This is a genomic window from Phytohabitans kaempferiae (genome assembly GCF_042433955.1).
In the GTDB taxonomy this organism is placed as follows: domain Bacteria; phylum Actinomycetota; class Actinomycetes; order Mycobacteriales; family Micromonosporaceae; genus Phytohabitans; species Phytohabitans kaempferiae.
The window spans coordinates 224,098-238,225 of record NZ_JBHLUH010000039.1; the positions used below are offsets into that span (position 1 = coordinate 224,098).

A 14,128-nucleotide genomic window follows, 5' to 3' on the forward strand; every position below is an offset into this window, starting at 1 on the left:
AGTGGTTCGACTACGAGTGGTTCGACTACGAGTGGTTCGACTACGAGCCGCGGCGACGGCACACGGTGTGAGCGCCGGCGATGCGCGAACCGATATCCTTGCGCCCTGAACGGCGTCTGACCGGGCGGGGAGGGGAGCCAGGGTTGTCACAGGCCGAGTCGGGCGAGGTCGTGGCCGACCGGGAGGACCCGCGCGGTGACGCAGCCCGGCCCGTGACGATCGCCTACATCGCCGAGAGCGCCGGGGTGTCGATCCCCACGGTGTCGAAGGTCATCAACGGCCGCACCGGTGTGTCCCCCGATACCCGCGCCAGGGTCGAGGCGCTGATCAGCCAGTACGGCTACCGGCGGCCGGCGCCGTCGACCCGCAGCAACATGATGGAGCTCGTCTTCGACCAGCTCGAGCACCAGTGGGGCGTCGAGGTCATCCGTGGCGTGGAGCGGGTCGCCCGCGAGCAGCGGGTGGGCGTGGTGCTGACCGAGTTCGGGCCGCAGCGCAGCGCGATCCACTACTGGATCGACGACACGCTCGCCCGCCGGCCGGACTGCGTCGTCTCGGTGGCCCAGCTCTCCGACGAGCAACGCGACCAGTTGCGCGCCCGGGGCATCCCGTTCGTGGTCTTCGACCCCACCGTCGAGCTGCCCGACGACGTTCCCTTCGTCGGGGCGACAAACTGGGCCGGTGGCCGGTCGGCGACCCGCCACCTCGTCCAGCTCGGGCACCGCCGCATCGCGATGATCGGCGGCCCCGACCGGGTCCTGTGCTGCCGGGCCAGGCTCGACGGCTACCGCTCCGCCATGGAAGCCGCCGGGCTGGCGGTCGATCCGGCCCTCGTCGTCCGCACCGACCTGACCACCGAAGACGGTCACGCCGCCGCGCTGGACCTGCTCGACCATCCGCGGGCCCCGACGGCGATCTTCGCCGGCAACGACCTTCAGGCGCTCGGCGTCTACCGGGCGGCGCGTGAGCGCGGCCTGCGGATACCCGCGGATCTGAGCGTGGTCGGCTTCGACGACCTGCCCGTGGCCGCCCTGGTCGATCCGCCGCTGACCACGGTCCACCAACCGCTCGTCGAGATGGCGGCGGCCGCGACCGAGCTCGCCCTCGCCCTCGGGCGCGGGGAGAAGACGCCACAGGTCGGCCTCGAACTCGCGACCACCCTCACCGTCCGGGAGAGCACCGCACCGCCGGCGCGCTGACCCCCGGGGCGGTGACTGGCCGAGCCACCGGTGACGGCCGCTCACGGCGAGTGCTCGGGGAGCTGCCCGGAGTCGATGTGGTCGAGGACCCGGGCGGCCGCGCCGAGGGCGGTGGAGTCGGTGCCGAGCGTGGCCGCCGCGACGCGGCAGCCTCCGGCCCGCGGCGCGGCCGTCCGGTGGGCCAGCTCCACCTCCAGGCTCGGGATCAGCCACGGGGCGAGCGGGGCGAAGTAGCCGCCGAGGATGACGACCTCGGAGTTGACGAGGTTGGTCAGCGTCGAGGCCCCGTGGCCGAGCCATCGGCCGGTTTCGGCCAGCGCGTCGAGGGCGGGGCGGTCGCCGGCGGTGGCGCGGCGGATCAGCTCCTGGACGTCGGGGGCCAGATCGGCCGCCGTGAGGTCGGTGTCCGCGTCGGGGAGCACACGCCTGATCAGCGCAGGTATCCCGGCCAGCGCCTCCAGGCAGCCGTCGCGGCCGCACACGCACGGCGGGCCGCCCGGCCGCACCTGGAGGTGGCCGATCGCGCCGCTGAATCCACGGTTGCCGCGCAGCAGCCGCCCGTCGGCGACCACGCCGGCACTGATCGCGGCGCCGCCGGTCAGGTAGGCCAGGTTCGTCGCCTCGGGGTACGGCCCGTAGCGTTTCTCGGCGAGCACGGCCAGGTTGGCGTCGTTGTCCACCACCACGGAGTAGGCCGGGCCGCGCAGTGCGCTCACCAGCCGCCCGCGCAGGTCCACATCGGACCATCCGAGGTGCGGTGAGCGGTGTACCACCCCGTCGTTGTCGACCAGGCCGGGCACGCCGACGGTGAGGCCCAGCACCTGCCGGCCCTGGCGGGCGGCGCGGATCGCGGCCCGGCGAGCCAGCGCGGCGATGGCGGCCACCGCCCGGCCGGGGGAGGACACGTGTTCGGCGAAGGACCGGCGCCAGGACAGCAGCCGGTGGCCGAGCAGGTCGACCGCCAGCGCGGTGAGGTGGTCCGAGCCGACCTCGACGCCGATCGTCGCGTACGGTGCGCCGTCGAGCGCGAGCATGGTGGCGGGACGGCCGATGCGAAAGCCACTCGGCCCATCCTCGCGTAGCAGCCGCCGGTCGATCAGGTCGGCCACGAGGTTGGAGACGGTCGCCTTGTTCAGGCCGGTGGCGGCGGCGATGTCGGCCCGGGAGCAGGGGGCGTTGCCGCGTACGTGCCGCAGCACGACCGCGAGGTTGGCCGCCTTGACGTCGGCGAAGTCGGCGGTCTGGACGCCGGTGCGCGCGGTCATCACGGGTCAGCCCTTGACCGCGCCGATCAGCACGCCCTTGATGAAGTGGCGCTGGATGAACGGGTACACCGCGACGATGGGCGCGACGGTGAGGATGACGACGGCCATCTTGACCGCCTCGGTGGGAGGCATGGTCGCGCCGACGGCGGCGCCGGAGGTGTGCGGGGCCTGGCCGGCGAGCAGGTAGCTCTGCAGGACCCGCTGGATCGGATACATGTCGTTGCGGTCGATGAACAGCAGCGCGTCGAACCAGACGTTCCAGTAGCCGACCGCGTAGAACAGGCCGACCACGGCGATGACCGCTCTGGACAGTGGCAGCACGATGCGGGCCAGGACGCGGAAGTCGCCGGCGCCGTCGATGCGGGCGCTGTCGAGCAGCTCCTGCGGGATGCCCTGGAAGAAGCCGCGGACCACGACGAGGTTGAACACGCTGATGGCCGGCGGCAGGATCAGCGCCCAGATCGTGTCCTTGAGGCCCAGGCCGGTGACGACCAGGTACTTGGGCACCAGGGGCGGGTAGACCAGGAACGGCAGCAGGAAGTAGGCCAGCAGCCACCGGGAGCCCAGAGAGCCCGGCCGGGACAGGCTGTAGGCGGCCAGCACCGTGACCGTGAGCGCGACCGCGGTGCCGACGACGGTCACCTGGGCGCTGATCCACAGCGCGCGGGTGACGGCGCCACCGGCGAAGATGGTCTGGTACGCGGAGGTGTCGATGCCCCGGGGGACGACGACGAAGCCGCCGGCCCGCGCGATGGTCTCGCGGGAGGAGAGGCTGGTCACCAGGATCACCCACAGGGGAAACAGCACGGCCAGCACCAGGCCGCCGAGCACCGTGGCCCTGACGACCTGGCCGATGCGGGTCGGTGGTTCCTCCCAGACGGGGCGGCCGCCGCGCCTCGCGCGCGGCCCTCGGATGGCGGTCTCGGTCATGACTTCGAGTAGAGCCCTCGTTCGCCGAGCCGGTGCGCGACCTTGTTGGCGGCCAGGATCAGGCACAGGCCGATGGCGGCTTTGAACAGGCCGGCCGCCGCGCCGTAGCCGTAGTTTCCGGTGGCGATGGAGAAGTGGTAGACGAAGGTGTCGAGCACCTCGGCGGCCTCCCGGCCCACCGCGTCGCGTTGCAGGATGAACTGTTCGAAGCCGACCGAGAGCGCGTCGCCGAGCCGCAGGATCAGCAGCAGCACGATCACCGGGCGCAGGCCGGGCAGCGTGATGTGCCACAGCCGCCGCCACCGGCCGGCGCCGTCCGCCGCGGCCGCCTCGTACTGGCTCGTGTCGATCGTGGACAGGGCGGCGAGGAAGACGATGGTGCCCCAGCCGACGTCCTTCCACACCGCCTCCGCGGTGACCAGGAGGATGAACGTGTCCGGGTTGGACATGATGTTCCACGGCTCCAGACCGGCCTCGCGCATCGTCTGGGCCAGCATCCCGGCGCCGCCGAGCATCTGCGTGAAGAACGTGATGACCAGGACCCAGCTGAAGAAGTGGGGCAGGTAGACGACGGTCTGGACGAAGCCGCGCAGCCGGGTGGAGAGCAGGTTGTGCAGCATGATCGCCAGCGCGATCGGCAGCGGGAAGAAGAAGACGAGCTGGAACGCCGTGATGGTGAGCGTGTTGGCGAGCGCGTGCCAGAACGCCGGATCCTCGAAGAGCAACTGAAACTGGCCGAAGCCGATCCACTGGCTGCCCAGAAACGCGTCGAGCGGGTTGTCGCCGACGTAGGGGTTGTAGTCCTGGAACGCGATGACGTTCCCGGCGATCGGCACGTAGCTGAACACCAGCAGGATCACGAAGCCCGGCACGGCCATGACCAGCAGTTGCCAGTCGCGGCGCAGGCGTACCCGGAAGGGCGGCCGCCGTCGTGTGCCGGTGCCGTCCGGCCTGCCCGAGCGGCGAGGACCGCGCGGCCGGGTCCGGTCGGACCCGGCCGTGGCGGCGATCCCGCTCGTTCTCATCGGCCGGCCTCGGACAGCGCCTTGGCCAGCAGCGTGCGCGCCTCCTCGCCGCCGTTGGACTTCCACTCCCGCACAATGGCGTCCACATCGGAGAGCGGACGGCGGCCGCGCAGCAGGTCGGTGAACCTCTCCTCGGCCGGTACCGCGAATGCCTTGAACCGGTCCGGCATCTCCAGCTTCAGCCCGTCCCACGGGTCCTTCTCCAGGTACTTGACCGTCTCGTTGGAGAAGGTCAGCAGATCCTGGACGTAGCTCGGGGTGTCCGGGAACGGGCCGATGGTGGGGTTGCGGCCGCTGACGAAGAAGTACTGGTTGGCGATCTCCTTGAAGGCCAGGTCGGTCTTCACCGGCCCGTTCGGGGTCCTCGTGTGGTGCCTGCCCTCGACGCCGTAGTCGCGCAGTTGGGCCTCCCGCGTGCCCAGCGGCGCGGAGCACCAGTTGACGATGCGCAGCAGCTCCTCGACGCGGTCCTTGCCGACGCCCTTCCGGATGAAGGTGTACGAGATCGGCTCGGTGGCGGACCACATCAGCGGGTCGCCGCCGGTGGCCGAGAAGACCGGCACCGGCTGGATGTTCAGCCTGGGGTTGACCTTCTGGTGCTCGGCCTGGGCGCCCTGCCAGAAGCCAATACCGGCCTGCTTGAAGACGATGCTGCCGGCCTGGGCGAACAGCAGGTTCGCGTCGGCGCCCTTGCTGGCGACGATGTCGGGGTGGACCAGACCGTCCTTGTAGATCTTGGCCATGACCTCGAGCGCCTGCCGGTACTCCGGGGTCTCGTACTTGAACTCCGGCGTGCCGTCCGGCCGCAGCCGCCAGCCGCCCTTCGAGCCGGGCACCTTGTGGTAGATCTGGATCATCGCGAAGATGTCGTCGAACGCCCACACCTTCCGGGCCGGGTCGGTGACCTGCCTGGCCGCCGCGAGCAGGTCGTCGAGCGACGCCGGTATCGCCAGGCCGCGCTCGTCCAGCAGGTCCCGGCGGGTGAACAGGGCCCACGGGAGCGGTCCCTCGCTGGGGTTGGGCACGGCGGCGAGGCGCTGGTTCCAGATGGAGTGGCGCCAGGCGCCGGTGGGGAAGCTGGCCAGCATCGGGTACGCGTCGACCGCGTCGCCCTTGAGGTGGTCGGTGAGGTCCTCGAAGAGCGCCTTGACCGCCTCGGCGAAGCGCGGGATCTTGCTCACCTCCCAGCCCGGCACGCACAGCAGCTCGGGTACGTCGCGGGCGCCGAGCAACGCGTTGAGCTTGTCGGCGTAGGTGTTGCCGTCCTGGATGGTGAAGTCCAGCGGGGTGCCCAGTTCGGCGTTGACGGCCTGGAGGTAGGCGCTCTGCTGGTAGCCGGGCGGAGCGGGTCCCCACACCGGCGTCATCGCGGTCACGACCTGGCCGCTCGTGCCGGGCCGCTCGGTGATCGCGTCGACAAGCGTGGCGGGATACCTCGTGTAGCCGTCGGGCACCGGCGTCGTGCCCTTGATGTCCGGCGTGATGCCCAGCGTCAGGTCCTTGCGCGTGGGCAGGACGCCGGCGAACCGGTCGAGGTTCTCGGCGGTGCCGGAGCCGGTCGGCTTCTCGCCGCATCCGGCCAGCAGCGGCCCGCCGGCGGCCGCCGCGGCGCTCAGGCTCACGAGCCCGAGAAAGCGCCGTCGTGAGGTGGTCATGGTCGTCCCTTCGAAGGGGTCGTGGTGAGGGGCAGCCACGTTCGTCGAGCCGCTTGCAACCGTGGGCAGCGGTCTCGTTCGGGTTCCGGGGTGAAGCTGAGCACTAGAAACTTTCGCTAGTGAGGCGGAAATTTAGCATGGACCATCTTCGAAAGCTATGGGTAGACCGATGTGGATGTCATCGGGGCGACCGCACCGCCGCAACCCCGCCGACGCGGGGGTATGCCTCGCGAAGCCGCGGCGCGGCCGGCGCTTTGGTGCGCCCGTTCGAAGGGGGCCGCGCGCGATTGGCCCTGGAGGATATGCCCCGAATGCTCTCGAATGAGCGGAAAGTTTTGGTGCTACGGTTCGACAGTTTCTGTCATCGGTCGATCGCGACGACGCGGGCCCACTCCGGCGGGCGGTCCTCCCAGTCCTCGACCGGCCAGGGCTGGGTACGCGGCCCAAGCCCGAACTGGCGCAGATAGTCCTCCCCGCGTCGACCGTGGCGAGACGGGACCGTACCCGTCAGGGGCGCCGCAGGTGTTCGGCGGTGATGCGTTGGGTGAGCCACGCCGGTACGGCGATGAGGAGCAGCCCGACGGCGGTCGCTCCAACGCCGAGCAACAGGATCGGGGCGATCCGGTCGAAGACCGCGCCGGTCGGGATGTCGAGGACGGTGGCGAGGCTGGCCCCGACGACGATCGTGGCGGCGCAGGCGGTGCCGACCCCAGCGACCAGTGGCAGTACCCCGAATCCGGTCTCTCCGCTGGTGATGACGGCTGGCCGGACGCCGACGACGGCGAGTGTGGCGTTGTCCCGGCGGCGTTCCACGGCTCGGTCGACGGCGGCTGCCGCGAACGAGCCCATGCCCAACACGAGGCTGATGCTCAGCCCGGTGACCAGGAGTGTGAGGAGCAGGTCGCTGTCGAGGCCACTGTGGACGCCGAGGTCGCCGCTGAGGAACGCGGCGGGCGCCCGCGCCGCGACGACCCGTGCCGCCCGGTCGACGGAGTCCCGGTCGGCCGCGATGAGCCACGCGAGCTGTGGCCTGATCGGGAGGTCCGCCGCGATCGGCGATTGTCTGGTGATCAGCAGCGGGTTGTCGTGTCCGATCTCGTAGCGGCTCATCAGGTTCAGGGTGTGCCGTGGCGCCGGGATGTGAACGCCGTTCTCGGCCGTCACATCGGTGCCTGGACGTGGGCCGGGAGCGGCGCTGCCGGCAGGGGAGGTCAGCCAGTACGTCTCACCGTCCACACACGACTGGCCGGCGTCGAAGGTGTGCAGTGCGGTGATGTCGGCGCAGTCGGCGACGAGCGCTGCGTCGCCTCGGCCGTCCACTGAGACCTGGACCGTCCCGTACTGGCTGATCGCGGTGCCGGGAATCCCACGCAGCGCGGCGACGAGGGCCGGGTCCCTGCCGATCACCTGATAGAGCGGGCTGTGCCGGTCGTTGCTCAGGCCGCGGTCATTGGTGAACAGCGCCGCGCCGAGAGACCCCATGCCGATGACGAAGAGCGTCACCGCGAGCGAGGCGACCAGCCGGGGCGCCACGCCGGGAGTGTGCCGTATCCGGGCTGTGGCGAGTTCGAGCCAGACCGGCACGTTCGGGATGCGGCCGACCGCGACGGCCGCCCAGTACGCCAGCAGCGGCAGTACGAGCGGCAGGGACAGGCCGGTGACCAGCAGCCCGCTGATGAAGACGACGCCTCGGCCGCTCGGGTTGAGCGGTGCGGCGTCGGTCGCGGCGAACACCACCGTGCCGAGCCCGCAGACCAGTGGCAGCAGCCGCCAGCCGGCTGGTCGCCGGGCGGGTCCGCCACGGCGTACCGCCAGCGGCCCCGACCTGGCCGGCCGGGTCGCGATCACCCCGACCAGGACCGCGAAGAGCACGGTCCCGGCGAGCACCGGGGCGATCCAACCGAGCGGCAGCGCGATGTCGGCGGCGTACCAGTGCAGCCGGCCGATCCGCCAGCCCTGGGACAGCGGGGCCAGCACCGTGAACACCGCCGTGCCGAGCACGCCGCCGGCGGTGGCGACCACACCTGTCTCCACGACGTTGACCAGGGTCGCCTGCCGCGCCGAGACCCCGAGCAGGCGTAGTGCGGCGATCCGGCGGTCGCGGGTCGTGGCCGAGAGCCGGGCACAGGTGGCCAGGAAGGTGCCGAAGGGCACCAGCACGAACAGCGCGAAGGCGGCCGCGGCCCACCGCCCTGGCGTGAACACGTCGGGCGAGGTGTCGTACGCCGAACCGTGGGCCGAGGCGAGAGGGCGACCGAAACCGACCACCGCGTTGTCCCGGAAGAACGTCTCGTCACCGCCCAGCATCGGGTCGCCCGCCGGCACGCCCACGTAGGCACGGAGTTCGTCCGGGGCGACAAGACCGGATGGCCCGATGAGGCCCACGATCCGTTGCGGGAAACGGTCGGCGGCCCGCGGGTCGACCCGGATCAGGTCCGCCAGTGCCGGGGAGACCACCAACTCGCCGGGATCGGGATAGGCGTCGAGACCCGGTGGACGGGGACTGCCGGCGGTCGCGCCGGCAACCGCCGTGCGGCGCAGGACGCGAGGGCCGATGCCGTCCTCGACCTCCAGCATCCGCAGCTCCGCCGCGCTGTTCTCCACCTGCGCCGGTGTGCGGGCCAGGGCCCGTTCCCGCTGGCTGGCGGCGACCGTGGCGCCGGCAAGACCGGCCAGGACCATGAAGACGCCGATCGCCGCGCCGCTGGCCATAAGCACCGTACGGAGCAGCCCCGTGCGGCCGGAGCCGACCGACAGGACCACGCCCAACCACAGCCAGCGGGTCACGACGCGACCCGCCCGTCCCGCAGGAAGACCGTCCGGTCCGCGTACGCGGCGACGCGGGCCTCGTGGGTCACCATCACGACGGCGCTGCCCTGCTGGCGGGCCAGCCCGGTGAGCGCGTCGAGCACGAGTTCGCCGGCGGCGCTGTCCAGTGCGCCGGTCGGCTCGTCGGCGAACACCACAGCCGGGCGGTGCACCAGGGCGCGGGCGACGGCGGCCCGCTGGGCCTGGCCGCCGGACACCTCGCCGGGGCGCCGGTCGGCGAGATCCTCGATCTCCAGCTCGCGCAGCAACGCGGCGGCGCGGGCGCGGCTTTCCGTCCGGCGGACCTTGAGCAGCCGCAGCGGCAGCTCCACGTTTTGCCGCAGCGACAGCTCCGGCACCAGGTCACCGAACTGCAGGACGAACCCGAACGAGGTCAGGCGCAGGAAGCTGCGGGCGCCGTCGGCGAGGTTGTCGATGCGCCGGCCACCGAGGCGGATCTCACCCCGGTCAGGGCGCAGGATGCCGGCCAGCACGTGCAGCAATGTGGACTTTCCGGAGCCGGACGGGCCCATCACCGCGACCAGTTCTCCCCGGTCGATCTCGATGTCCGCGCCCCGCAGGGCGGCGGTCGAGCCGAACCGGATGCCGACCTCGCGGGCCGAGAGCGTCATGACGGCTGCCCGTTTCGCTCGCGGTGCTCGCTCATGGCCGCCATCCGTCCGAGGACGGGGCGCCGGACTCGCCGAGCAGGGCGGCGAGCCGGTCCAGGCGGGCCTGAGCGCCGTCGATCCACTTGAGGTCGGCGTCGAGGTGGTACATCTCGAAGTCGGCGTCGAGCTGGGCCAGCAGGTCGCCCCGCTGGCGCAGCGCCCGCATGTCGCGCATCCGGGCGAGGTGGGCCTGCCGCTGGCGGTCCAGCAGTTGCACGGCGGACCGCCCGCTGGACATCGCGATGACCATCTTGGCGAACAGCACGCGGCGGGTCGCCGACACGTCGGGCACCTCTGGCTCGTCGAGCCACCGCTCCAGCTCGGTCACGCCGGCGTCGGTGATCGCGTACATCCGGCGGTCGGGGCCCTCGCCGGAGGTTACCCCGGCCAGCTCGATCAGGCCGTCGCGGCCGAGTCGTTGCAGAGTCGCGTAGACCTGCGCCGACTTGAGTGGTCGGGAGGTGCCGAACCAGCCGTCGTAGCGGCGGCGCAGCGTGTAGCCGTGCTGCGCTTTCGTTTCGAGCAGGCCGAGCAGGGTGCGGGAGACCGACATGACGGCAAGGTAGCAACCGGGTTGCTAATTAGCAACCCGGTTGCTAGTCGTCGGCTCGTTCGCGGCCGGTCAAACCGCCGCGCGATGTCAGCAGGTCCGGTACGTCCAGAAGTCGTGGTCGCCGGGGATCGATGGCCCAGATCGGTGGTGACGGCTGCGGCGTCTCGAATATGAGCCCTGACCGTAATAGGGTCGAGTGCAGTGGCAAGCGGCTGTCTTGACGTAGTTGATCGATCCTCCTAGCTTTAGGGGCCAGCCCGAAACCTTCCAGGGAGGAGTATCGATGCGAGTCAGATGGCTGGCGGCTCCCGTGACCGCGGCGCTCGCGGCGACCGTTCTGGTGGCGGCCGGCGTCGGCACCGCGTCGGCGAGCGAGGGCGAGCGGATCTCGTCCCTCGGCGTGCCCTTGCAGGACGTCCTGCTCATCGGCGGCACCGTCGCGCCCGGTCCGGCCGGCGAGCCGGTGCTGTGGAGTGCGTCCTCGGGCGCCCCCGCGCACCTCAACGCGGTCGATCCCGCGACTGGCGAGGCGATCGCGCGGCTTGACCTGCCCGGCGCCAGCGGCTCGTGGGCCGTCGACTCGGCTCCGGACGGCAGCGTCTACGTCGGGAGCTACGGCGACGCCAAGCTCTTCCGCTGGACCGCCGCCGAGGGCGTCGTGGACCTCGGCAAGCCGATCGCCTCCGAGAGCTTCGTCTGGGACGTCACCGCGGACGAGCGCTCCATTTTGTACGGTGGCACGTCGCCCAACGGCAAGCTGTTCTCCTACGACCGCGGCACCGGCCAGTTCCGCGACTACGGGCGACTGTCCCCGGACCACACGTACGTGCGCAGCCTCGCGGTCGACCAGGGCAAGATCTACGCGGGTACCAACCCGCCGGCCAAGATGTTCGAGGTCGACACCGCCACCGGCGCCAAGCGGCAACTGCCCGACCCGCCCGGCCGCGATGTCACCGCGGACTGGGTGTACGACGTGGACATCGTGGGCGACCACCTCTACGCGCGCTTCGGCACCGCCTTCCCCGGCCCGCTGTACGTCTACGACCTCAGGTCCGGGCAGTGGGTCGACCGCATCGACAACGCTCACGGGCTGGAGATGCCGCCGGCGGACGACGATGGCCGCGTGTACCTGATCCGCTCCGGCGAGCTGATCCGGTACGACCCGGCGGACGGCAGCGAGACCGGCACCGGCGTGCCGTTCACCGGTCGCGTCGCCAACACTCGCGGCATCGGCTGGGCCGAACTCGACCTGCCCGACTACCCGGGCCGCAGCCTCGTCGGGCTGCTGTGGCGGGGCATGATGTTCCGCTACAACCCCACGACGGGCGCGCACTCGTTCGTGCAGACCACCGTCCAAGGTGAACCGATCGACATCACGGCACTGGCCGAGGGGCCGGACGGGCGAGTGTACGCGGGAGGGTTCCTCAACGGTGGGTTCGCCGCGGTGGACCCCGACACGGGCCGCACCGAGGAGTTTCACACCTTCTCGCAGAGCGAGGGGATGCTCGGCCACGGCGGCCGGCTCTACGTCGGGGCGTACCCCGACGCCCGCATCTACTCCTACGATCCGGCGAAGCCGTGGAACAGCGAAGAATACTCCCCGAGTCCCGAGCCGGTGCCGGACCAGAATCCGCTGCGCCTCTTCGACCTCAAGGCCGAACAGCAGATCCGGCCACGCGCACTGACGGGCGCCGGCGACCTGCTGGCCGTCGGCACGATGCCTGACCTCGGCCAGCTCGGTGGCGTGCTGGCGATATGGGACACGACAACCGGCACACTGGTCTCCAAGACCCGGCACGTGGTCGTCGACCAGAGCATCGTCGCGCTGACCTACAAGGACGGTGTCGTCTACGGTGGCACGTCCATCTACAGCGGACAGTCGGCGACGCCGCCCACACAGCCGGAGGCGAAGGTGTTCGCCTGGTCTGTGGCCGAGGGGCGCAAACTGTGGGAGATGGTGCCCGCTCCCGGAAAGCCGGCCATTCCCGCGCTGACCTTCGACGGCGAGGGCCGGCTGTGGGGGACGGCGGGCGGTGAGGTGTTCGCCATCGACACCGCCACGCGGCAGGTGACCGCCCGGCACACGTACGGCGGCAGCACCAGCGGCGTGGGGCAGTTGGCGTACAACACCGTCGACAAGATGCTCTACGGCGTCCTCGCGGGCAGCGAGGTGTACCGCCTCGACCCGGCCACCGGGCAGAAGCACGTCCTGCGCGCCGGATCAGCCAGCCACCTGGCCGTGCACGGCAACGGTGACGTGTACTTCAGCAGCGGCAGCGAGCTGTTCCGCTATGACCTGCCAGCGGGTCCGTGCCCGCACCCCGACCCGTCCGCGACCGTGACGATCCGGGACGTGGACAGCAAGGTGCCCAACCGGGCCACCGCCAACGGATGCACCATCGACGACCTCGTCAAGGACGAGGCGGCCTGGCCGCACCGGGGCATGCTGACCGCCCACGTGGCGGTCGTGGCCGCCCGCCTCGTTCGCGACGGCGTCATCACGTGGGCGGAGGCTGGACGGCTGGTCCACGCCGCCATCCGCGCCGAGTTCTGACCGGTCCCGCCGACGCGGGCGGCATCGTGAGCACTGTGGACAGTGCCGCGCCGATGCCGCCCGCGCCGGCGAGCGGTCAGGCTTGGTCGTGCGGGTCGGGGCGCAGGTCGGTCCGGGCGTCGCCGGTGGCCGGGTCGTAGGGGTAGGAGAGGTGCTGGTGGGTCATCAGCCAGGCGCCGTCTCCGCGTTGGAAGACGCGGGTCCCGCGTGACCAGCTCTCGGCGGCCGGAGCGCCGGCCGGCTCCATCCGCATGTGATTGAGGCCCCACGCGACGGCGAGGTCGCCGTCGACCACGATCGTCAGGTCGGGAACCGTCCACGTCACGGTGCCGTCGCCGGAGGCGTCCAGGCCGGCCTGGCAGACCTCGCGGACGGCCCGGACGCCGACGTACCGCAGCGGCTCGTCGTGTTCGTACGAGACGACGTCGTCGGCGATGGCGGCCATGAGGCCGTCGATGTCCTTCGCGGCGGTGCTGTCGAACCAGCGTTGATGGAGCAGGCGCAGCTCCTGCTCGGCGGCGGCCTGGTCGGGTTCGGGGTCGGGCGTGGGCGCCGGGTCGGTGAGCGGGAACGAGTGGTGCTCATGCGCGACGACCCACCGGCCGTCCCGCTTGCGCAGGCCGATCGTCAACCGCAGACGGTTGTCGGGGTTGTCGGCGAAGTCCTGGTCGGTACCGCAGCGCAGCAGGGCGTACGCGAACGCGACGTCCTCGCCGGCGGTGACCTCCAGCGACTCGATCTCGAACGAGGCGCCCTGTGCCTGCCACTGGAAGAAGGGCGGCCAGGTCTCGCGGTACGCGTCCAGGCCACGCACGCCCTCGTGTGGCGGCGGCACGTCAAACATCACGATGTCCTCGGCATGGTCGGCGACGACCGTGGTGAGGTCGCCGTGGTGGACCGCCTCGGTCCAGCGCTCGATCAGCGTGCGGATCTGTTCCTCGTTGGTGGGCATGGCCAGCTCGGTCCTTCCGGTTGATGCGTCCGTCAGAACTACAACCTCGGCCAGCCCGTGAACTCATCGCACGGCCACGCGCCTACTTTTCACGCCAGCTCGAAACGGTCAGCCACACGAAGAGGGGGAGAAACGCGAGGGCGGTGATGAGGGGCACCAGTTCATCGACGATGAGGTCGAGCACGGCGAGCAGGAAGGCGGCCGCTGTCGCCGTCATTCCCCCGGCCCACAGGAGCATCTTGCGGCGGATGGTTGGCATGGTGTGGGTTCAGCTTTCGATCGATCTCGTCGCCGCGGCGCCCAGCCCGTCCGGGTCGGTGACGTCGGCGACCGCCGAGCGTGCCCGGCTGTCCGGGCTGGGCCGCAGGTCCAGGCTGGTCACCGCCCAGCCGGCGTCGAGCAGCGCGGCGCAGGTGGCCGCCCCGATCCCCGAAGCGCCGCCGGTGACGAGAGCATGTGGTGTCACGACCCCTCCTGAGTGGTGTGAGTCAACCAGGCCGAATCCGGGAGCGCCGT

Annotated in this window: 12 protein-coding genes; 2 read left to right on the forward strand and 10 right to left on the reverse strand. The window is 71.2% G+C overall.

Annotated elements, in window-relative coordinates; translation table 11 throughout:
• Positions 1–143: 143 nt before the first annotated feature.
• Complete coding sequence (locus ACFFIA_RS19555) at positions 144–1,199, forward strand: LacI family DNA-binding transcriptional regulator (RefSeq protein WP_377252925.1); 1,056 nt, start codon at positions 144–146, stop codon at positions 1,197–1,199.
• Positions 1,200–1,240: 41 nt separating this feature from the next.
• Here the strand turns inward: ACFFIA_RS19555 and ACFFIA_RS19560 are convergent, their stop codons facing one another.
• The 7 genes from ACFFIA_RS19560 to ACFFIA_RS19590 all read right to left on the reverse strand — a co-directional run bounded on the left by ACFFIA_RS19560 (position 1,241) and on the right by ACFFIA_RS19590 (position 10,106).
• Positions 1,241–2,464, reverse strand: coding sequence for an ROK family protein (locus ACFFIA_RS19560; protein WP_377252926.1), 1,224 nt, complete (start codon positions 2,462–2,464; stop codon positions 1,241–1,243).
• 6 nt (positions 2,465–2,470) lie between these two features.
• The gene (locus ACFFIA_RS19565; RefSeq protein ID WP_377252928.1) at positions 2,471–3,394 is read right to left on the reverse strand and encodes a carbohydrate ABC transporter permease; all 924 of its coding nucleotides are present in this window, start codon (positions 3,392–3,394) and stop codon (positions 2,471–2,473) included.
• On the reverse strand, positions 3,391–4,419 hold the full coding sequence (locus ACFFIA_RS19570) for an ABC transporter permease (RefSeq protein WP_377252929.1): 1,029 nt from the start codon (positions 4,417–4,419) through the stop codon (positions 3,391–3,393). The genes ACFFIA_RS19565 and ACFFIA_RS19570 overlap by 4 nt, the downstream gene beginning before the upstream one ends.
• Positions 4,416–6,074 carry an extracellular solute-binding protein gene (locus tag ACFFIA_RS19575; RefSeq protein ID WP_377252930.1) on the reverse strand — a complete coding sequence of 553 codons (1,659 nt, stop codon included), beginning with the start codon at positions 6,072–6,074 and terminating at the stop codon, positions 4,416–4,418. The genes ACFFIA_RS19570 and ACFFIA_RS19575 overlap by 4 nt, the downstream gene beginning before the upstream one ends.
• A gap of 507 nt (positions 6,075–6,581) precedes the next feature.
• Positions 6,582–8,861, reverse strand: coding sequence for an FtsX-like permease family protein (locus tag ACFFIA_RS19580; RefSeq protein WP_377252931.1), 2,280 nt, complete (start codon positions 8,859–8,861; stop codon positions 6,582–6,584).
• Entirely contained in the window at positions 8,858–9,514 is a 657-nt protein-coding gene (locus tag ACFFIA_RS19585; protein WP_377252932.1) for an ABC transporter ATP-binding protein, read from the reverse strand. The genes ACFFIA_RS19580 and ACFFIA_RS19585 overlap by 4 nt, the downstream gene beginning before the upstream one ends.
• Before the next feature lie 31 nt (positions 9,515–9,545).
• Entirely contained in the window at positions 9,546–10,106 is a 561-nt protein-coding gene (locus ACFFIA_RS19590) for a PadR family transcriptional regulator (RefSeq protein ID WP_377252933.1), read from the reverse strand.
• Between the two features lie 283 nt (positions 10,107–10,389).
• Here ACFFIA_RS19590 and ACFFIA_RS19595 point away from each other — a divergent pair, with 283 nt between their 5' ends.
• A complete protein-coding gene (locus ACFFIA_RS19595) occupies positions 10,390–12,660 on the forward strand; it encodes an outer membrane protein assembly factor BamB family protein (RefSeq protein WP_377252934.1) in 2,271 nt (756 codons plus the stop codon).
• A 76-nt stretch (positions 12,661–12,736) separates the two neighbouring features.
• On the opposite strand, the gene ACFFIA_RS19600 is transcribed toward ACFFIA_RS19595, so the two are convergent.
• From ACFFIA_RS19600 to ACFFIA_RS19610, 3 genes are all read right to left on the reverse strand, one after another.
• Positions 12,737–13,612 (reverse strand): SgcJ/EcaC family oxidoreductase, encoded by an 876-nt coding sequence (locus tag ACFFIA_RS19600; RefSeq protein ID WP_377252935.1) that lies wholly within the window; start codon positions 13,610–13,612, stop codon positions 12,737–12,739.
• An 82-nt stretch (positions 13,613–13,694) separates the two neighbouring features.
• Entirely contained in the window at positions 13,695–13,871 is a 177-nt protein-coding gene (locus tag ACFFIA_RS19605) for a hypothetical protein (RefSeq protein WP_377252936.1), read from the reverse strand.
• Between the two features lie 9 nt (positions 13,872–13,880).
• Positions 13,881–14,078, reverse strand: coding sequence for an SDR family NAD(P)-dependent oxidoreductase (locus ACFFIA_RS19610; RefSeq protein ID WP_377252937.1), 198 nt, complete (start codon positions 14,076–14,078; stop codon positions 13,881–13,883).
• Positions 14,079–14,128 lie beyond the last annotated feature (50 nt).